Genomic DNA, 20,052 nt, shown 5'->3' with positions numbered 1-20,052 from the left:
CTCACTTCCGAAAGGTCGACCATTGTTCGACGACACCAAGAACCCCGTCGGATGGCGGCACGCTGTTGCGTTGACCGTGGCCGCCGGCATGATCGCCGCGTGCCACGGAGGCGCCAGCGACGTCGTCGGCGGGGGAGGATCGGCCGCGGGGAACACCAGCATCACGCTGGTCGCCTACTCGGTGCCTGAGCCCGGCTGGAGCAAGATCATCCCCGCGTTCAACGCCTCGCAGGAGGGCAAAGGCATCCAGGTGATCGCCTCCTACGGGGCGTCGGGGGACCAGTCGCGCGGTGTCGTGGACGGCAAGCCCGCCGACATCGTCAACTTCTCCGTCGAACCCGACATCGCCCGACTTGTCAAAGCGGGCAAGGTCGCCAAGGACTGGGACAAGGACGCCACCAAGGGCATCCCGTTCGGGTCGGTCGTGACGTTGGTGGTGCGCCCCGGTAATCCCAAGAACATCAAGGACTGGGACGATTTGCTGAGGCCCGGCGTCGACGTCGTCACCCCCAGCCCGTTGAGTTCCGGCTCGGCGAAGTGGAACCTGCTCGCGCCGTATGTGGTCAAGAGCGGTGGCGGTCACAACCCGAAGGCCGGGCTCGACTTCGTCCACAAATTGGTCAGCGAGCACGTGAAACTCCGCCCCGGCTCCGGACGCGAAGCCACCGATGTGTTCGTCCAGGGCAGCGGTGACGTCTTGATCAGTTACGAAAACGAGGCGATCGCCACCGAGCGGCAAGGAAAGCCGATCACCCATGTCAACCCGCCTCAGACGATCAAAATCGAGAACCCGGTGGCGGTAGTGACCAGCAGCCCGCACCTGAATGCCGCAGTCGCATTCAAGAACTTCCAGTACACGGCGGATGCCCAAAAGGTCTGGGCGGCAGCCGGGTTCCGGCCGGTGGATCCCGCCGTGGCCGCCGGCGTCCGCGACCAGTTCCCGGCCCCGGAAAAGTTGTGGACGATCGCCGATCTCGGCGGCTGGCCCTCGGTGGACACCCAGCTGTTCGACAAGAAGTCGGGCAGCATCACCAAGATCTACACGCAGGCCACCGGATGACGACGGCAATCACCAGCGAGGTCACCGGGAACCCTCGTATCGGTAAACCATTGGGCCGCAACAAGCTTGCCAACAACGGAACGTCGTTGCGGGTCGGGGTTTCGGTGGTGTGGCTATCGGTCATCGTGCTGCTGCCGCTGGCTGCGATCTTCTGGCAATCGGTCGGCGGCGGCTGGGACGCGTTTTGGCTGGCGGTTACCTCGAACGCCGCCATCGAATCCTTCCGGGTGACGCTGACCATCTCCGCCGGCGTCACGGTGCTCAACATGTTCTTCGGACTGCTGATCGCTTGGGTCCTGGTGCGCGATGACTTCCCCGGCAAGCGCCTCGTCGACGTGATCATCGACTTGCCTTTCGCGTTGCCGACGATCGTGGCCAGCCTGGTGATGTTGGCGCTCTACGGAAATCACAGTCCGGTCGGCTTGCATCTGCAGCACACCGGATGGGGTGTGGGGGTCGCATTGGCTTTCGTCACGCTGCCGTTCGTGGTGCGGGCTGTGCAGCCGGTGCTGCTCGAGATCGACCACGAAACCGAAGAAGCCGCCGCGTCGCTCGGTGCCAACAATGCGACGATCTTCACCACCGTCGTGCTGCCATCGTTGACGCCCGTTCTGCTCACCGGCGCCGGGCTGACGTTCGCGCGGGCGATCGGCGAATTCGGCTCCGTCGTGTTGATCGGTGGTGCGGTGCCTGGCAAGACCGAAGTGTCCTCGCAGTGGATCCGCACCCTGATCGAAAACGACGATCGCACTGGCGCCGCCGCGATATCGATTGTGTTGTTGGCGATCTCGTTCGTCGTACTGTTCGTGCTGCGGACCCTCGGATCGCGCGCGGCCAAGCGTGAGGAGCTGGCAGCGTGACCCTCTCGATGCCGGTTCGCTACCTGCTTCGCTTCCTGGCCCTGGCCTACGTGGCGGTGTTGTTGGTGGTCCCGGTCGGGCTGATCTTGTGGCGGACCTTCCAGCCCGGCCTCGGTCAGTTCTTCGACTGGATCAGCACACCCGCTGCGATATCGGCGCTGAACCTGTCGGTTCTGGTGGTGGCGATCGTGGTGCCGCTCAACGTGCTGTTCGGTATCCCGACCGCGTTGATGCTGGCGCGCAACCGGTTCCGCGGCAAGGGCATCCTGCAGGCGATCATCGACCTGCCATTCGCGGTGTCACCGGTCGTGGTGGGTGTGGCGCTGATCGTGTTGTGGGGATCGGCGGGACTGTTCGGCTTCGTCGAGAAGGACTTCGGTTTCAAGATCATCTTCGGCTTGCCGGGCATCGTACTGGCCAGTATCTTCGCGACGCTGCCCTTCGTGGTCCGCGAGGTCGAGCCGGTGCTGCACGAGTTGGGCAACGACCAGGAGCAGGCCGCCGCAACGCTGGGTTCGAATTGGTGGCAGACGTTTTGGCGGATCACCCTGCCGTCGATCCGGTGGGGGTTGACCTATGGCGTCGTGTTGACCATTGCACGCACGCTCGGCGAGTACGGCGCGGTCATCATGGTCTCGTCCAACCTGCCGGGGCAGTCGCAGACGCTGACGTTGCTGGTCTCCGATCGCTACAACCGCGGCGCCGAGTATGGCGCGTACGCACTTTCGACGCTGCTGATGGTGGTGTCGGTACTGGTTCTGATCGTTCAGGTGATTCTCGATGCTCGCCGCAACCGAGCGGCCAAGCAGGCATGACACGGGAGGAGTGGCGCAGATGACCGACAACGCAATCACCGTGCGCGGCGCCAACAAACGCTACGGCGACTTCGTCGCGCTCGACAACGTCGATTTCGACGTACCGGCAGGCTCGCTGACCGCGTTGCTCGGACCCAGCGGGTCGGGCAAGTCGACACTGTTGCGGGCCATCGCCGGGCTCGATCAACCCGACTCCGGGCAGATTGTCATCAACGGGCGCGACGTCACTACCGTTGCGCCGCAACGGCGTGGAATCGGTTTCGTGTTCCAGCATTACGCGGCGTTCAAGCACTTGACCGTTCGCGACAACGTGGCCTTCGGGTTGAAGATCCGCAAGCGACCGAAGGCGGAGATCGCCGAGAAGGTCGACCATCTGCTCGAGGTGGTGGGCCTCAGCGGATTTCAGACTCGCTATCCCAGCCAGCTGTCCGGCGGTCAGCGCCAGCGGATGGCGCTGGCGCGGGCGCTGGCCGTCGACCCGCAGGTGCTGCTGCTCGACGAACCGTTCGGTGCGCTGGACGCGAAGGTCCGCGACGACCTGCGCGCGTGGCTGCGTCGCTTGCACGACGACGTGCACGTCACGACCGTTCTCGTCACCCACGATCAGGCCGAAGCGCTGGATGTGGCCGATCGGATCGCGGTGCTCAATGACGGTCGCATCGAGCAGATCGGTTCGCCGAACGCGGTGTACGACAGCCCGGCCAACGCGTTCGTGATGTCGTTCTTGGGCGCGGTCTCGTCGCTGAACGGCATTCTGGTTCGCCCACACGACATTAGGGTCGGCCGAAGTCCCGATATGAAGCTCGCCGTCGACGATGGCGCCGCATCCACCGCCGTAGTCCGGGCGACCATCGACCGGGTGGTCATGCTGGGCTTCGAGGTGCGGGTCGAACTGACCAACGCGGCCACCGGCGGCCCGTTCACCGCTCAGATCACCCGTGGTGACGCCGAAGCGCTCGGGCTGAAGGAGGGCGACACCGTCTACGTGCGGCCCACCCGGGTGCCAACCCTCCCCGAAGAGGCGTTGCCGCACAACGATGTCGACGTCGACGAGATTAGGGTGAGTTCCAGCTGAAGGCTGGTCCGAGCTTGATCGAGCCGACCCGCTCGGACCCGGTGTGGGCAACGCACCCTGCGGCGTGCCTGTCGAGTTGCTTCCACTCGGTGCCCGGTGACCACGCGTCCACCTGGATGCCCGGGTCGCGGACTGCGGTTGCCGAATACTTGGAAAGTTCTGCCTTGCAGCGATTCTCGATCTGCCGCTGTTCGTGGTCGCTGTCGGGGAAGCGTGAAAGCTTCAGCATCGCGAACAGTTCGTCGGAGTGTGGCTTGTCGCAGCTGACCGGCGAGTTGATGGTTTCCTGAAAACAGGTGCCGACTCTGTCGGACTGGATCGGGCCGGTGATCAGCCCGTCCTTGGGCCACTCGATGTAGGCCCAGATCGCCACCCATAGGGCGGAGATGACCAGCCCGGCGACCGCCAACCCGCGTCCGGCCTCCTTGGTGCCCCGGGTCTTGACGAACGTGACGATCCCGGTGATCACGCTGAACGGGACGAGGCTCACCACCCCGAGCAGAAATGTCGCGACCGCCCATCGGTTGACGGGGCGATCAGTGTCCGTCGGATCGGCGTCCGGTGCTGCTGGTGATGTCATGGTGATGGCTACCGTAGCCTGCTGTTAAGACTCCATCAACGAAATCGCAACCTAATTCTGGCTAGGCCGCGGCGCGTAGGGCAATCGCCGCGTCGAAGCGGTCCAGCACCGTCTGGGCGACCAGGCGATGGCCACCGAGTGGCGCGGCCATCGGAAGACCTTCGGCGGCGGCGAAAGCCGCGACGCGATCGGTCAGCTTGCCGGGCGCGAGGAACCACGGCGCAATCACCACGCGGCGGGCGCCGTTGCGGCGCAACGAGTCGGCGGCCTCGGCCGGTGACGGACCATTTCCGGTCGCGAATGCCGTTGTGGTGCCGCGCCATTGGGTGCCCGCGCCCAGCTTGTCCGCCACCGTCGCGGTCCTGGCGTTCGCGGCCGCATGTGTCGAACCGATCGCGACGACGGCGACACCCAAGTCGGGGTCACGCGCGTCGACTCCCAGTTCGTCAAGCCGCTCACGCAAGACGCACACCAGCCGGTCGTCCTCGCCGAGCACCTCGGCTTGCCGCACGGTCATGCCGCAGCTGTCGATTTGGTGCGGGATGTCGATACGAGCGTGGTAAGCGTCGGCGAGCAGGAATGGTGTGACGACTGCGTCCGGCGTCAGGACGTCAGGCAGCCGCGGCGTGTTCAGGTCGCAGAACGCGACACGCAGCCGCAGGCCCGGCCGCATGAAACGAATCTGATTGGCCACCGCCCGCGCATTGGCGGCCGATCGTGGATCTGCGCTGCCGTGGGCCGTCAGCACAAGTGTCGTCACGACGCGTGCAGCCCGCATTCAGTCTTCGACAGACCCTGCCACCGTCCGCTGCGCGGGTCGGCGCCCTCGACCGGCTTGGCGGTGCAGGGCGCACAACCGATCGACGGATAGCCTTCGTAGACAAGCGGATTGACCAGAACGTCGTTCTCGTCGATGTAGTTCTGCATGTCGTCGTCCGACCACGCGGCTAGCGGGTTGATCTTCACCAGGCCGAACGCCTCGTCGAAGCTGATCAACGGCGCGTTGGCACGCGTCGGTGCCTCGACCCGTCGCAGACCGGTCACCCATGCGGAGTATCCGCGCAGCGCCTTGGACAGCGGGGCGACCTTGCGGAGGCGGCAGCACTCGCCCGGCTCACGGGCGAACAAATCCTTACCGAGCAACTCGTCCTGCTCGGCGACACTATGTTCGGGCGTGACGTTGAGCACCCGGACGTCGTAGACCGCCTCGACAGCGTCACGGGTACCGATGGTCTCGACGAAGTGATATCCCGTGTCCAAGAACAGGACTGGCACACCCGGGCGAACCTTGGCCGCCATATCGACCAGCACGGCGTCCTGCATGTTCGAAGCCACCACGTAGTTGCAGGTCGCCGTGGACCGGGGCCCGCCGACACCGCCGAAGTTCTCGTCGGTCCAGCGCAACAGCTCGTCCGCGCCGGCGCCGTCCAACTCCGCGGCGCCCTTTTCGGCCAGCTCCCGCAATTCCGCTTCCGTCTGGTTGCTCATCGCAGATCTGCCTCCTCGGCACGCATCGCCCAGTTCGCGAAACGCTCGTCACCGTCTCGTTGCTTCACAAAGTTGCGCACCACGCGGTCGATATAGTCGCCGAGCTCGTCGCTGGTCACCTTGTGCTGACGTAGTTTGCGCCCGAACCCACTGTCGAGTCCCAGGCTGCCTCCAAGGTGAACCTGGAACCCCTCGACCGAATTCCCGTGCCCGTCGTCGACCATCTGGCCCTTGAACCCGATGTCGGCCACCTGGATTCGGGCGCACGAGTTGGGGCATCCGTTCAGGTTCACCGTGACCGGCACATCGAGCTGCGCGTTGAGGTCCTCGAGACGCTGTTCCAGTTCGGGCACCAGCGACTGCGAACGCACCCGGGTTTCGGCGAACGACAACTTGCAGTACTCGATTCCGGTGCACGCCATCAGGTTTCGACGCCACTGCGACGGCCGCGATTGCAGGCCCAGTGCTTCGAGGCCGGCGACCAATGCGTCGACCTTGTCGTCGGCGACGTCCAGGATGATCAGCTTCTGGTACGGCGTGAAGCTGACCGTCTGCGAGCCCGCCTGCTCGGCCAGGTCGGCGACCGCGGCCAGGATCGTGCCGGACACCCGGCCCGCAATCGGTGCGACGCCGACGGCGTTGAGCCCGTTCTTGGTCTTCTGCACCCCGACGTGGTCGATCGGTCGGGTCAGCGGCTCGGGTGCCGGGCCGTCGATGAGTTTGCGCTTGAGGTACTCGGTTTCGAGCACCTCGCGGAACTTCTCGATGCCCCAATCCTTGACGAGGAACTTCAGCCGCGCCTTCGACCGCAGTCGCCGGTAACCGTAGTCACGGAACAGCGACGTAACTGCCTCCCAGACATCGGGGACCTCATCCAGCGGCACCCACGCGCCGACCCGTTGCGCCAACATCGGATTCGTCGACAGGCCACCGCCGACCCACAGGTCCAGACCTGGGCCGTGCTCGGGGTGGTTGACGCCGATGAACGAGATGTCGTTGACCTCGTGCGCGACGTCCTGCAGACCCGAGATCGCGGTCTTGTACTTGCGCGGCAGGTTCGAGAAGTCCGGGCTGCCGATGTAGCGGCGCACGATCTCCTCGAGCGCCGGCGTGGGATCGAGCACCTCGTCCAGCGACCGACCGGCCAGCGGAGAGCCCAGCACCACACGGGGGCAGTCGCCGCAAGCCTCGGTGGTCTGCAGCCCGACTTCGGCCAGCCGCTCCCAGATCGCCGGAACATCCTCGATCTGGATCCAGTGGTACTGCACGTTTTCCCGGTCGGAGATGTCCGCGGTGTCGCGGGCGTACTCGATCGAGATCTCGCCGAGGGTGCGCAGGGCGTGGGTCGAGATCGCGCCGCCGTCGCAACGGACCCGCATCATGAAGTACTTGGCCTCGAGCAGATCGGCGTTCTCGTCGCCGGTGAAGCTGCCGTCGTACCCCTGCTCACGCTGCGTGTACAGGCCCGCCCACCGCATCCGGCCGCGCAGGTCGTTCTTTTCGATGCTGTCGAAACCGGTCTTCGAATACTGGTTGATGATCCGATCGCGCACGTTGAGCGCGTCGTCGTCCTTCTTGAACTGCTCGTTGGGGTTGAGCGGCTCGCGCTCACCAAGCGCCCACTGACCCTGGCTCTTGGTCGGGCGGGGGGACGTCATGCGGCACATCTCCTTTGGTGGAGTAGCCGGCGTGGACCGCGCAAACCACCGGTGGCTGGTCCCGGCGGCGCAGATCCGGGAGCCAGCTGTAACTCAGGTGGTCGGGTCTACGAAATCAAGCCAGACAGCGACAGCTGCATACACGCTTGAAGTCGACGTGACGGCGCGCCACCAGCGCAATGCGGTTCTGGCTGTAGTGGGCGACGGTCACCCGACCATTGTGCCACGGAAGTCGCCGACCATAGCTACCAGGTGCGAATTTCGCTCACCGTGAGCAGAACGGCCGGCGGCGGCCGCGGGGGAGGCCAGCGGTGGAGGTTGCGCCCGCACTCGGGGATATTAGGAAGACGTGACGGCATCCACCTCGCCAGTCGGGCTTCCTGACCTGCAGTTCAGCCCCGACGGGCCGTTCGGCCTCTATATCCACGTGCCGTTCTGCTTCACCCGCTGCGGTTACTGCGACTTCAACACCTACACGCCAGCGGAATTGGGTGGCGTCAACCCGGACGCGTGGTTGGAAGTGCTGGCGGCAGAGCTCGAACTGGCCGCCGCCAGGATGGGCGGACCGACCGCCCAGACCGTCTTCATCGGCGGCGGGACGCCGTCACTGCTGGGTCCGCAGCGCCTGACCCAGGTGCTGAACTCGGTGCGGGACAATTTCGAGTTGGCCGTCGACGCCGAGGTGACCACCGAGGCCAACCCCGAGTCGGCGTGGCCGGACTTTTTCGCCGCCGCTCGCGCGGCCGGCTGCACCAGGGTGTCGTTGGGCATGCAGTCGGTGGCGCCGCACGTATTGGGTGTTCTCGACCGGATCCACACGCCGAACCGGTCCGCGGCGGCGGCCCGCGAGGCGCTCGCCGAGGGATTCGAGCACGTCAGCCTCGACCTGATCTACGGCACACCGGGGGAGACCGACGACGATCTGCTCCGCTCGGTCGACACCGCGATCGATACCGGCGTCGACCATGTCTCCGCCTACGCACTGGTCGTCGAGGAGGGGACCGCGATGGCGCGACGAGTCCGCAGCGGCGAATTGGCCGCCCCGGACGACGACGTGCTCGCCCATCGTTATGAGTTGGTCGACGAGCGGTTGTCGACGGCAGGGTTCGAGTGGTACGAGGTGTCCAATTGGAGTCGCGCGGGTGGGGAATGCCGACACAATCTCGGCTATTGGAACGGGGGCCAGTGGTGGGGCGCGGGCCCCGGCGCGCACAGCTTCGTCGGCACGACTCGCTGGTGGAATGTCAAGCACCCCAATGCTTATGCACAACTTCTCGGCGACGCGACCTTGCCGGTGGCCGGCTTCGAACAGCTCGACGCTGCCAGCCGGCACACCGAGGACGTGCTGCTGAGAATCCGGCTGCGCCAGGGTCTTTCGGTCGAACTGCTGGACGAGGCCGAGCGCGGACGCGCCGACACGGCCATCGAGGACGGTCTACTCGTGCGCGAAGGCGATGGCCTGGTGCTCACCGATCGAGGGCGGTTGCTCGCCGACGGTGTGGTGCGCAGCCTGCTGGGTTAGCGGTGTGTTGCGGCAAAGCGATAACGGAATCCTCCCTCGGCCTAGACTTCCGCAATGTTCTCGGAGACGCGCTATGCGATGAACGGGGACTTGCGCGTCGCCTATCGGGCGTCGCCTCCGGGTGAGCGCGACATCGTGTTCGTCCCGGCGCGGTTCAGCAACTGTGAGGTCTTTCCTGAGCAGCCGTCTCTTCGAGGCTGGGTCGAGGCGATGACATCGCTCGGTCGGCTGATCTTCTTCGACCAACCAGGCACCGGAGCGTCCGATCCCGTCACGTCGGGCGCGCTGCCAACCTTGGAGCAATGGGCCGACAGCATCACCGCCGTGTTGAACGATCTCGGGAGTAGCGAAGCGGTCCTCCTCGCAAGCACCGGCGCGCTCGCGACGGGGGGGCTTTTCGCGGCAACACATCCGTCGCGCACAGCCGGGCTGGTCGTGCTGGAGGGCTACGCGGATCCGAGGGCTGAGCGCACCGAGGGACCCACACCAGAGCAGATCACTGCTGCCACGGTCGCCGCGTGGGGCACAGGGGAAATGCAGCATGCGATGAATCCGGACATGCCGTGGAACGAGGAGATCCGGGCAGCCTGGGCGCAACACGAACGCCTGGCGGCGAGTCCAGGAACCTTTGCTCGCATGCTGCCTCTGGTGGCCGAAATGGACGTGCGTGTGTTGCTTCCCACCGTCCGCGTCCCGACACTCGTCCTCCATCACACCGACGACCCGCTGATCCCACCCGAGTGGGGCAAGGACGTCGCTGATCGCATACCGGGCGCGAAATACGTTGAGCTTCCGGGGCGCAACATCCTCCACTTCGTCGAACCTTGGCGCCAGTCCTTCCGGGAGATCGCCGAATTTCTCACCGGTCACCAGGCCGACGTGGCCGATGACCGTGTTCTCGCCACGGTGTTGTTCACCGACATCGTGGATTCGACGCGCCGCGCGGCGGAGATGGGCGACCGTGACTGGCATGCGCTGCTTGACGCACACGACGCCATCGTCCGCTCGCAGCTCGCGCGGTTTCGCGGTCGCGAAGTGAACACCTCGGGTGATGGGTTCCTGGCGATGTTCGACGGACCGCAGCGAGGGATCCGCTGTGCCATGGCAATTCGCGACGCGGTGCAATCGCTCGGTATCGAGGTGCGCGCGGGGTTGCACACCGGCGAGTGCGAACTGCGCGGCGAGGACATCGGTGGGATCGCCGTGCATATCGGGGCGCGGGTGAGCGCCCTGGCCGGGGTGAATGACGTGTTGGTGTCCAGCACGCTGCGCGATCTGGTGATCGGGTCAGGGCTTGAGTTCGAGGAGCGCGGCACCCACCAGCTCAAGGGTGTGCCCGGCGAATGGCGGCTGTTCGCGGTAAACCGTTGACCTGCAATCAGAACGGTGGTGGCTCGTAGGTGGCGGCGAGCCATTCTTGGCGTTGTCGGTGTTCTTCGGCGATCCTGGTATCGTTGATGCGTCGTTCGGCGGTGATGCGGGCGGCGCGCTCGGCGGCGCGGGTCCGGCGGCGGGTCGGCATCATCAATCCCCGGGCGCTGCTGGACGATTCATCACGCTGAGCGACCATTAGCGCTCCGGTAGACGTAGCCAACTGCGGAAAGAAGATGCTGCCGCCCGGGGTCGTCGCGTAGGTGTGTCCGGTCGGGGCGGCCCACTCAACGGTGCCATCAGGTAGCTGATGATCCGCCCAGCCGCCGCACCGCGTGTAGAACGTCTTCAGCAAATGGTGGTAACGACACAGCAATTTCAGATTCGATGCATGTGTTGGGCCCATCGGAAATGGCACGGTGTGGTCGATATCGCACACTTCGGCCGGCTTGTCGCAGCCGGGGAAGCGGCACGTCAAGTCCCGGCACCGGACAAACTCCGCCAACGCCGCCGACGGCCGATAACGTGGCTCAGGGTCGGACGACGGCATCACCAGCGGCTTGATCTTCGCGGTTGTCGCCATGTTGCGCACCGTGTGTGAGTCCAACGGCCCGAACGATTGCAGATATCCGGGCGACTGTGAGTCACCGTCGATCGTCGCTTGCTCGGCCAAGACGTGAATCACCACGTCGGTGGCGGGACGCCGTTGAGCTGCCGAGCAGCGTGGCGAACCGCATTGACAACGCATCTCCGTCAGCCCGGCGACCAACGCGGCCAGGGCGTCCGCGCGGCGTTGCTGCTTGGTTCGCGGATCTGCGGCGCAGACCGTGTCGGCAATCGAGTGCAGCTTCTGATCCAAAGCCACTCCGTCGGCAGCGTGCAGTTGCGCCCAGACTCCGGCCAAACCCCCATCCGTGGCAGCGATTTCGACGTAGCGATTCTCAGTGCGTTCCTTCGGTACTCGCTTACCGGCGGGATCGAATCGCATGATCCACATATCGATGCGCTCGAAAAGCCTTGGCCCGGATAGCCGCATCCACTTTGGCGCGTGCCTGGCGATGGCGGCATCCACCTTGGCGATCAACACCGGATCCTCAACCAGTTCGGTCCGAGATACGACCGCGGCCATCATCCGAAAGTCCATGAGCCCGCGCGCAAAAACTTCGGCGACACGGGGCAGCCGCTCACGCAAGGCGATCGCATAGTGCAGCCGGCCTCGTGCGCGGCCTCGGCTGATACCCAAGGCCGCGGCTACTTCGGCCACGACGTTCTCATGACCGTCGATGGCCCAGTTCGCACGATCGATATCATCCTCGGGTGCGCGGCGTGCATACAGCTCGCCGACTGCCGCCAATTCCAACCCGCATGTCGCGTTCTGCTGGCGAGCCGCGTCGGTGATGGCGTCCACCACGCCGGCGTCGTCCACACCGACGAACGTCGGCACAACCGCCGCCGATGAACATGAATCGAACATATATTCGATAGTACGTGGGAGCTACGACAAGTCGGGCCAGCGCGGCGTTCCGCCTGGTCCGCAACGTGCTGAGCTGGCGCACAGCAATAGTGCGGATCGCGTCCGTCGAACCGCATTTGGTGTCACGCTGACCGGATGACAGAAGCCGAAGCGTATGTCGATCAGACGATGGCCGGCGTCGCCGAGCCGCAGCCGATGTACAAGGCCTTGCGGGAGTCGAACCCGGTGTTCCGGTCGCCGCAGGCGGTGGTGCTCAGCCGATTGGCCGACATTGAGATGACACTCAAGCACACCGAGTTGTTCTCGTCGAGCATGGACGCCGTCGATCTGGGCAACATCCGCCCGCTGATCCCCTTGCAGATCGACCCACCCGACCACGCCAAGTACCGCCGCATCCTCGACCCGCTGTTCACTCCCCGGGAGATGGCCCGACGCGAACCCCGCGTCACCGAGCTGGTCAACGAGATGATTGACCGCTTCGCGGGCCGCGGCGAATGCGATTTCCACGAGGAGTTCGCGGTGCCGCTCCCGTGCACAGTGTTCCTGCAACTCCTCGGCCTGCCGTTGGAGGATCTGGACCAGTTCCTGCAGTGGAAGGACGGCGTGATCCGCCCGGAGAATGCCTCCGGTTACGAGCGCCGGGACGCTACCGCGCCCGCGGCCCAGCAGATCTACGACTATTTCGAGCGCGCGATCGACGATCACATCGCCAACCCCCGCGACGACGTGATGTCCTCGCTCATTGCGGCACGGATCGAGGGAGAACCGCTGACGCGCGAGGAAATCCTCGACATCTGTTTCCTCTTCCTGATCGCCGGTCTGGACACGGTCACCGACTCGCTGGATTGCTTCTTCGTTTATCTGGCCCGCCACCCCGAGCATCGCCATCAGCTCGTCAAGCAGCCTGACATTCTCCCCAGCGCCATTGAGGAGTTATTGCGTTGGGAGACACCAGTTCCCGGCGTCGTACGGGTGGCAACGGAAGACGTAGAGGTCAGCGGCTGTCCGATCAGCAAGGGGGATCGGGTCAGTCCGTTGCTCGGCGCGGCGAACACCGATCCGGCCGAATTTCCCGATCCCGACGTCGTCGACTTCGGTCGCAACCCGAACCGGCACCGCGCTTTCGGCGGCGGTCCGCACCGCTGCCTCGGCTCCCATCTGGCACGGATGGAGCTGCGAGTGGCATTGCGCGAATTCCACCGCCGCATACCCGATTACGCCATCAAGCCCGGTACCGAATTGGTTTACACCGCAGCCTTGCGGTCGGTGGAGTCGCTCCCACTGACATTCCCGGTCTCCGCCCCGTGACACGCGTGGAAGTGGACGCGGATCGCTGCGTCGGTCATGGGCGCTGTTACGCCCTGGCGCCGAAAGTCTTCGACGCCGACGACGTCGGGCATGCGATCGTGATCGCCGAAGAAGTCTCGGGTGACCTGGAGACCGAGGGCCGCGACGCGGAACGAAATTGCCCGGAGCGCGCGATCACGCTGTCGTGACGGTGCCGCCGGCGTCCGCCCGGCCGGCGGTGGTCAGCGTCACAACGACCGGACTTCCCCAGCGCTTCATAGGTTAGGCTAAATTTACTAAGCGTGACCCAAGTCGGTGTCGAAACGAGCCAGGCAGACGCTGCGTCTACGTCATTTCCGTTACCGGTCGACATCGCCCCCGCGGACCTGGCTGCCGAGCTCGCGGCCACCATCGCCGAGGCCGACCACGAGCAATATCTGCTCTACGAGCACGACGGGGAATGGGTCCTGGCCATCGGCGCATTGGCGATGATCGAGCTGGACAGCGAAGAACTGCGCATCATCCAGGACGGCGTGATCCAGCGGCAGACCTGGTCTGGCCGACCGGGGCCGGTGCTCGGCGAGGCCGTCGACCGACTCCTGCTGGAGACCGACGAGGCCTTCGGCTGGATCGCGTTCGAATTCGGCGCATACCGGTTCGGTCTGCAGGACCGCCTGGCACCGCAGACACCGTTGGCGCGGGTGTTCTGGCCGCGCACCCGCATCGTCGTGAGCGACGAAGCGGTGGCGTTGTTCGACGCCGACGCCCGCCACGTCGAGGTGCTGAGCCGACTGCTGCGCGTGGGGATGCCTCCGTTGCCGACACCGGCGGCGGTCGACGTCTCCGCCGACAGCTCCGACTACCGCGTCCGGGTCGCCGCCGCCATCGACGAGATCGCTGCCGGCAGCTACCACAAGGTGATTCTTTCGCGTTGCGTCGATGTGCCGTTCGCGCTGGACTTTCCGGCCACATACCGGGTGGGGCGCCAGAACAACACCCCGGCCCGCTCGTTTCTGTTGCACCTCGGTGGATTCCGCGCACTGGGCTACAGCCCGGAGTTGGTGGCCGCCGTGCGCGACGACGGCGTGGTGGTGACCGAGCCGCTGGCCGGTACCCGTGCACTGGGCCGCGGCGTCGAACGTGACCGCGAGGCCCGAGAAGACTTGGAGTCCAACACCAAAGAAATCGTGGAGCACGCGATGTCGGTGCGTAGCTCGCTGCAGGAGATCGACGAAGTCGCCCAGGCCGGTAGCTCGGCGGTGGTGGATTTCATGACCGTGCGCGAACGCGGCAGTGTGCAGCATCTCGGCTCGACCGTCACCGGCCGACTCGACGCGTCGAAAGACCGGATGGATGCTCTCGAGACGCTGTTTCCCGCGGTCACCGCCTCGGGCATCCCCAAGGCCGCCGGTGTGGACGCCATCCTGCGTCTCGACGAAAGCCCCCGTGAGCTCTATTCCGGTGCGGTGGTGCGGTTTTCGGCCGACGGGGCGCTCGACGCGGCGCTGACCCTGCGGACGGTGTACGAGCGTGACGGGCGGACCTGGCTGCGCGCCGGCGCGGGCATCATCGCCGCCTCCGATCCCGACCGGGAATTCGAGGAGACCTGCGAGAAGCTGGCGACGCTGGCGCCGCATCTGGTTGCGCGCGACTCGACGCTCTAGCCGACGCCTGTCTCGGGCGAACGCTCCAGGTATTCGGCCAGGATCTGGCTGACCAGCGACTCGATCGTGGTTTCGATCGAGGACGCCAAGGTGGCCGTCACCGAGGCCACCGCCTGAGTTCGGAATCTGACCAACATGGTGATCAGCTCGGCGATTTCGGTGTCGGCGGGCAGGGCCTCGCGGGGTTTGATGGAATCGCGGACGTGCTCGGCGCCGGTGCGCACCAACATCTCGCTGATCTGGTCGATGAGCGGGACGATGTTCTCGTGCAGGTCGATCATCTTGTCCAGGGGCAGGCCGTACCCGCGGATCTCGTTGAACGCCTCGATCAGCTTCGGCCGGGTGATGGTGGCCTGTCCTTCGTCGTCGACGTGGATCACCTGCAGCCGCACCAAGCGGTCAAAAGCCTTGACGTCGTTGACGAGTCGCTGTGCGTCCGCCAGCGGCATGGTCTGCGGCTTCTCACTCGTCCATGTGCCCACGATGGCGCTTTCCAGGCCGAGCACATCGCCGAGGTCCTTGCCTTCTTCCCACGCGCTCAGCATCTCCCGGACGTGCGCGATGTTGTAGCCGCGGTCGAGCATCGAGGTGATCAGTCGTAGCCGGGTCAGATGGGTGTCGTTGAACAGCGCGATGCGTCCGACCCGCATCGGCGGCGGCAAGAGCCCACGGTCGCGGTACACCCGGATGTTGCGGGTGGTGGTGCCGGCCAGTCGGGCCAAATCCTCGATGCGGTATTCCCCGGAGCCCGGCAGGCCATGGGGATAGCGCACCGCGGCGTCGAACAACTGTGAGACGGCGTTTTCGATGACCTCCCGTGACTGGCGTCGGACGCGCTTGGGGGCGCGCCGGAGGTTCGCCAAAATTCCGGCGATGGTGCCGGTTTCGGAGCGGGGCGGTCGGTCGGGCGCCATCGGGTCAGGCAGATGAGCTCACGCGCATCGCTGCGTGCTCGACAGCGTCGTAGTCGGCGTACTGGAAGTCGCGCATCTGTCGAAGATACTGGGTGGCGAATCCCGGGTACATCGAGACGTTGCGTCCGTCCTTGGTCAAATACCAACTGCTGCAGCCCGACATCCAGGTCGTCTTGGTCAGTCGCCGTTGAATGCGTTCGTTGTAGCGGCGCTGCACGTCCTGGCGAACGTCGAGGTAGCGCAGGTCGCTGTCGAGGATGGTGGTGATGCCACGGACGGCGTAGTCGAGTTGGCCTTCGATGTAGACCAGCAGCGAGTTGTGGCCGGGCCCGGAGTTCGGGCCGGTCATGAAGAACAAGTTCGGGTAACCGTGCGCGCTGGCGCTCTTGTAAGCCTGTGCGCCATCGGCCCATTCGGCGCTCAGCGAACGCCCGCCCAGACCGGTGACCGGGAACGGTGGGCCGGTGAGGTGTACGTCGTAGCCCGTGGCGAACACCAGGCAGTCCAGGTGGTGTTCGATGCCGTCGCTGGTGCGCAGACCGACCGGGCTGAGCGTCGCGATCGGCCAGTCGATCAGCTTGCAGTTGTCGCGCTGCAGGGCGGGGTAGTAATCGCTGGATACCAACATCCGCTTGCAGCCGGGCGTGAAGTCCGGTGTCAGCTGGCGGCGCAGCCACGGGTCTTTCACCTGCCGGCGCAGGTGCATCTTGCCCAGCCGGGCGACCAGCGACGTCAACGGTGTGTTCCACACCAATGCCGTCGCGCTTGCCTCGTGCCCCCAGTAGAGCGCCTGGCGCGCAAGCTGTTGCGCCGCAGGCGCTTTAGCGAATACCGTCTGTACGGCGGGCGGCGTTGGAAAGTCGAAGCGGGGCAACACCCAGCCCGGGGTGCGCTGGAACACCTTGACGAAGTCGGCCTGCTTGACCAGTTCTGGGATGATCTGGATCGCACTGGCACCGGTGCCGATGACCCCGACCCGCTTGCCGGCGAAGTCGTAATCGGAGTCCCAGTGGGCGCTGTGAATCGTGTGGCCCTGGTAGGTCTCGATGCCGCGGATGTCGGGGAAGCTGGAATCCGGTAGTGGGCCGGACGCCAGAATCACCGTGCGGGCCCGAAAACGCTTGCGGGTGGCTGTGGTTGCCGTCCACACCCCGGCGTCCTCGTCGAAAGACAGCCCGGTGACCTCCTGCCCGAACTGGATGTGGCGACGGATGTCGAATCGATCGGCCATCTCTTCGATGTGGTCGCGGATCTCGTCGGCGGGCGAGTAGGTCCGTGACCAGGTCGGGTTCTTGACGAACGAGAACGAGTACAGCAGCGATGGAATGTCGCAACTGGCACCGGGATAGCTGGTGTCGCGCCACGTTCCGCCGACTCGGTCGCTGCGCTCCAGAATGACGACGTCGTCGACGCCGGCCTGGGCGAGCTTGATCGCCGCGCCCAGACCGCTGAAGCCGGCTCCCACAATGAGCGTCGCGTAGGTGTGTGCCTTCGCCATGGTCACGCCGCCGGCTCGTGAGTGACTTCGCGGACCCAGGTCGGCACCGACGGCAGCAGCGGGCGCGGATACCGATCGGACAGCCACACCATCGAGTTGGCCAGCAGATGGTAGGGGTGGCGCGGGTTGGTGACCACCCCGGCGTATCGGCGCAGGAATCGATAAGTGGGTACCCGCCTGGTGTGTTGGCCGCGGTCGCCGAGCTCTTTGAACCGCTTGACGGCCTTGTAGAGCCGTTCGGGCTCCATGCCCATGTCGGTGATCTCGTTGCGGATCCGGTTGATCAACGGTGCACCCATGACGGCGCCGATGATCAGCCCCGGGGTGGCATTGTGACCGACGAAGTCGATCAGCAGCCGCCGGATTCTCGCATGCCCGATCAGGTCGAGCACTTCGAAATCGACCACCAGATGCCGTGATTCGTCGTTGTTGATCTTCTCGAACACCTGATGACACACCGGGTCGTGCACCTCGTCGAGGAGGAACTTCAACAGTGCGCCGTCGAGCGCGACTTCGAGCATCGGGATGACGGTGCCGAGCAGCGACAAGGGCATGTCGTCGGCCCACCGGTCCAGCCAGTCGATGGCCAGCCGGATATTCACGTTGGGCTCGGGAACCTCGTCGTCCTCGAGCATGCCCCAGCGCTTCATCAGCGCGAGTTCGGCGTTGGCGTGTCGTTGTTCCTCGGCGTGGAAGTAGCGGTAGATCTCACCGATGGTCGGGGTGGGTGCCTTCTTGGCCAGCGCCGCGAAGCCCCTGGCACCGATGTTCTCGATCCAGCACAGGTCGGCCATGAACGCCTTGAGCTGCGGCCGTTGTTCGTCGGTGATCATCTCGGCACCCGGTGCGTCCCAATCGATGTCGGCCAGCGCCCACTGCCGGTCTTTGATCTTGGCCAGCATCGCTTCCATATCGATAGCCATCGCCGATCCTCCTTCGGATTGGTGTTTCTCTCTAGAGCGGGGCGACGCGGTTCAGCAATCCGACCGCGCGGGTGTAGGTACCTGGTGCGAGTCGCTTGATGTTCCAGCCGAACTTCGCTTCGAGTTGCGGCATGCAGTACAGGTCGCCGCGGTCATGGGCGTCCAGGCAGGTCTTGGCGACCTTTTCCGCGGTGAATCCGGTCAAGCCCATGACCCGGTTCGCGAGTTTCGTTGCGCCGTCTGAGATACGACCGGCTTCGATGATGTTGGTCTTGACGAACGTCGGGCAGAGCACGGTGACTTTGACTCCGCTCCCGGACAATTCGGCTGCCAGAGTCTCCGACAACATCAGCACTCCGGCCTTGCTGACGTTGTAGGCGCCCATGCCGGGCGCGGCGCCGAACGCGGCGGCCGAGGCGACGTTGATGATGCCCCGCGGGACATCGGACTCACCCGCCCGCAGGATGGGCGCGAACACATGCGAGCCGTAAATCGGCCCCCACAGGTTGATGCCGAGCACCCACTGCCAGTCCTCAAGCGGCAGTTCACCGATCGGTGCTCCACCGGAGCCGACTCCGGCATTGTTGATCACCAGCGTGGGAGGGGCGCCGAACCACGACTGGGATTGGGTGGCCAGATTCTGGACGTCGTCGAATTGGGTGACGTCGCAGGGGATTGCGACCGCGTCACCGCCGAATTCGATGATCGCCGTGACGGTTCGCTTGGCAGTGACCTCGTCGATGTCGCTGCAGACGACCCGGCTGCCACGCTTCGCTAGTTCGATCGCGAACGCGGCGCCGATTCCGCTGCCGGCGCCAGTCACCACCGCCCGCGCGTGGCGACTCACCTTGTGTGATTTGCCGAACGGTCCGATCATGTCAGCCCGCCTTTCCTGTGATGCTTTCAATATTGTTGTCACGCAGCGCGTTAGCGATGAAGCTCGCGGCCTGCGCCATCGCCTTTGCGGCTTCCGGTGACAGTCGGGGTAGCGCCTGGAAGACGTGCACCTGGTCCGGCCACACCTGCAGCGTGCACCGGCCGCCGCCGGTGCGGATATCGGCAGCGAGGTGGCGCGCATCGGCGAGCAGGAATTCGGCACCACCGGCCTGGATGAGCGTGGGTGGCAACGTCGGTCCACCGGCGACGTCGAGTCGCAGTCGCGGATGGGCGGGATCGACGCCGCGGCTGTAGAGCCGGACCAAGCGGGCGGCGTCGGATGCCCTGATGGCCGGGTCGCGGCGCAAATCCTCACGGGCGCGGGCGAGTTCGAGGGTCAGGTCGATCAGCGGCGAGAACAGCACCACCGCGGCCGGGCCATGCGCGGCGACGTCGGGTTGCAACAGCAGGTCCACCGAGAGATGACCACCCGCCGAATCGCCGGCGATCACAACGCTTTCCGCGGGCACCCGTGAGGTAAGCCAGTCCCAGCCGGCCCGCACGTCGTCGGCCGCGGCGGGGAAGCGGTGCCGCGGCGCCAACCGGTAGTCGACGGTGAACACCGGCAGCCCGGTCAGTCGCGACAACCATGCCGTGAAGCGGCGATGCGTTCGCGGTGAGCACAGGGCGAAGCCGCTGCCGTGGACGAAGTAGATGGCGCCCCGGCTCGTTGAGACGCCGGGGGCGCGCACCCACTCACCGACGAGGCGACGCCCACCGTGATGCACGTCGATGTGCTCGATGTGGGTCCCGGTCAGTGAAGGTCCGAAGGCATCCATGATGCCGGCGATGATCCGTCGTGACGCCCACAAGCCCCAGGCTCGCTCGGGCGGGAGTACCGCGCTGACCTGCCGCAATGTCGCCATGCTCACCAGCGCCGCGGAACGGGATCGCAGCGATCCGCGAGTCGGCAGTGACTCCGTCATG

At 65.4% G+C, this 20,052-nt stretch carries 19 protein-coding genes; 9 read left to right on the top strand and 10 right to left on the bottom strand.

Features of this window, described 5'->3' with window-relative positions:
• The first annotated feature begins 88 nt into the window (after positions 1–88).
• From A5658_RS00950 to A5658_RS00935, 4 genes are read left to right on the top strand one after another with little or no spacing between them, the layout of a single operon-like run.
• The gene (locus A5658_RS00950) at positions 89–1,060 is read left to right on the top strand and encodes a sulfate ABC transporter substrate-binding protein (RefSeq protein WP_067330012.1); all 972 of its coding nucleotides are present in this window, start codon (positions 89–91) and stop codon (positions 1,058–1,060) included.
• Positions 1,057–1,920 (top strand): sulfate ABC transporter permease subunit CysT, encoded by an 864-nt coding sequence (gene cysT, locus A5658_RS00945; RefSeq protein WP_067329808.1) that lies wholly within the window; start codon positions 1,057–1,059, stop codon positions 1,918–1,920. Before A5658_RS00950 ends, cysT begins: the two co-directional genes overlap by 4 nt.
• A gap of 8 nt (positions 1,921–1,928) precedes the next feature.
• Positions 1,929–2,735 carry a sulfate ABC transporter permease subunit CysW gene (gene cysW / locus A5658_RS00940; RefSeq protein WP_197503006.1) on the top strand — a complete coding sequence of 269 codons (807 nt, stop codon included), beginning with the start codon at positions 1,929–1,931 and terminating at the stop codon, positions 2,733–2,735.
• A gap of 19 nt (positions 2,736–2,754) precedes the next feature.
• On the top strand, positions 2,755–3,810 hold the full coding sequence (locus tag A5658_RS00935; protein ID WP_067330008.1) for a sulfate/molybdate ABC transporter ATP-binding protein: 1,056 nt from the start codon (positions 2,755–2,757) through the stop codon (positions 3,808–3,810).
• Here the strand turns inward: A5658_RS00935 and A5658_RS00930 are convergent.
• From A5658_RS00930 to A5658_RS00915, 4 genes are all read right to left on the bottom strand, one after another.
• The gene (locus A5658_RS00930; RefSeq protein WP_067329801.1) at positions 3,791–4,390 is read right to left on the bottom strand and encodes a DUF4190 domain-containing protein; all 600 of its coding nucleotides are present in this window, start codon (positions 4,388–4,390) and stop codon (positions 3,791–3,793) included. The genes A5658_RS00935 and A5658_RS00930 overlap by 20 nt on opposite strands.
• A gap of 61 nt (positions 4,391–4,451) precedes the next feature.
• Positions 4,452–5,150 (bottom strand): sirohydrochlorin chelatase, encoded by a 699-nt coding sequence (locus A5658_RS00925; RefSeq protein WP_197503003.1) that lies wholly within the window; start codon positions 5,148–5,150, stop codon positions 4,452–4,454.
• On the bottom strand, positions 5,147–5,878 hold the full coding sequence (locus A5658_RS00920) for a phosphoadenylyl-sulfate reductase (protein WP_067329795.1): 732 nt from the start codon (positions 5,876–5,878) through the stop codon (positions 5,147–5,149). The genes A5658_RS00925 and A5658_RS00920 overlap by 4 nt, the downstream gene beginning before the upstream one ends.
• On the bottom strand, positions 5,875–7,536 hold the full coding sequence (locus A5658_RS00915) for a nitrite/sulfite reductase (RefSeq protein ID WP_067329792.1): 1,662 nt from the start codon (positions 7,534–7,536) through the stop codon (positions 5,875–5,877). Before A5658_RS00915 ends, A5658_RS00920 begins: the two co-directional genes overlap by 4 nt.
• A 349-nt stretch (positions 7,537–7,885) precedes the next feature.
• Between A5658_RS00915 and hemW the strand changes: the two genes are divergently transcribed.
• Positions 7,886–9,058, top strand: a complete 1,173-nt coding sequence (hemW, locus tag A5658_RS00910; protein ID WP_067329791.1) for a radical SAM family heme chaperone HemW — start codon at positions 7,886–7,888, stop codon at positions 9,056–9,058.
• A 54-nt stretch (positions 9,059–9,112) separates the two neighbouring features.
• Complete coding sequence (locus A5658_RS00905) at positions 9,113–10,429, top strand: adenylate/guanylate cyclase domain-containing protein (protein WP_067329788.1); 1,317 nt, start codon at positions 9,113–9,115, stop codon at positions 10,427–10,429.
• Between the two features lie 7 nt (positions 10,430–10,436).
• Here the strand turns inward: A5658_RS00905 and A5658_RS00900 are convergent, their stop codons facing one another.
• Positions 10,437–11,903: an HNH endonuclease signature motif containing protein gene (locus A5658_RS00900; RefSeq protein ID WP_067329784.1), complete on the bottom strand. Its 1,467-nt coding sequence runs from the start codon at positions 11,901–11,903 to the stop codon at positions 10,437–10,439.
• A 135-nt stretch (positions 11,904–12,038) separates the two neighbouring features.
• On the opposite strand from A5658_RS00900, the gene A5658_RS00895 reads away from it, so the two are divergent.
• The 3 genes from A5658_RS00895 (at position 12,039) to A5658_RS00885 (ending at position 14,854) form a co-directional block, all read left to right on the top strand.
• Positions 12,039–13,211: a cytochrome P450 gene (locus A5658_RS00895; RefSeq protein WP_067329781.1), complete on the top strand. Its 1,173-nt coding sequence runs from the start codon at positions 12,039–12,041 to the stop codon at positions 13,209–13,211.
• A complete protein-coding gene (locus A5658_RS00890; RefSeq protein WP_067329778.1) occupies positions 13,208–13,399 on the top strand; it encodes a ferredoxin in 192 nt (63 codons plus the stop codon). Before A5658_RS00895 ends, A5658_RS00890 begins: the two co-directional genes overlap by 4 nt.
• 93 nt (positions 13,400–13,492) lie before the next feature.
• Entirely contained in the window at positions 13,493–14,854 is a 1,362-nt protein-coding gene (locus A5658_RS00885; RefSeq protein ID WP_067329775.1) for a salicylate synthase, read from the top strand.
• Here A5658_RS00885 and A5658_RS00880 read toward each other — a convergent pair.
• The 5 genes from A5658_RS00880 to A5658_RS00860 are packed head-to-tail and all read right to left on the bottom strand — an operon-like array spanning position 14,851 to position 20,051.
• Complete coding sequence (locus A5658_RS00880; protein WP_067329771.1) at positions 14,851–15,768, bottom strand: MerR family transcriptional regulator; 918 nt, start codon at positions 15,766–15,768, stop codon at positions 14,851–14,853. The genes A5658_RS00885 and A5658_RS00880 overlap by 4 nt on opposite strands.
• A 4-nt stretch (positions 15,769–15,772) precedes the next feature.
• Complete coding sequence (locus A5658_RS00875; RefSeq protein ID WP_067329767.1) at positions 15,773–17,272, bottom strand: NAD(P)/FAD-dependent oxidoreductase; 1,500 nt, start codon at positions 17,270–17,272, stop codon at positions 15,773–15,775.
• A complete protein-coding gene (locus A5658_RS00870; protein WP_067329764.1) occupies positions 17,269–18,189 on the bottom strand; it encodes a reductase in 921 nt (306 codons plus the stop codon). Before A5658_RS00870 ends, A5658_RS00875 begins: the two co-directional genes overlap by 4 nt.
• Positions 18,190–18,220: 31 nt before the next feature.
• Complete coding sequence (locus A5658_RS00865; RefSeq protein ID WP_067329760.1) at positions 18,221–19,066, bottom strand: SDR family oxidoreductase; 846 nt, start codon at positions 19,064–19,066, stop codon at positions 18,221–18,223.
• Between the two features lies 1 nt (position 19,067).
• Positions 19,068–20,051 (bottom strand): alpha/beta hydrolase, encoded by a 984-nt coding sequence (locus A5658_RS00860; RefSeq protein WP_067329757.1) that lies wholly within the window; start codon positions 20,049–20,051, stop codon positions 19,068–19,070.
• Position 20,052: the final 1 nt, after the last annotated feature.

This window comes from Mycobacterium sp. 1245111.1 (assembly GCF_001673405.1).
GTDB lineage: Bacteria > Actinomycetota > Actinomycetes > Mycobacteriales > Mycobacteriaceae > Mycobacterium.
This window is presented reverse-complemented; position numbering and strand designations above follow the sequence as displayed.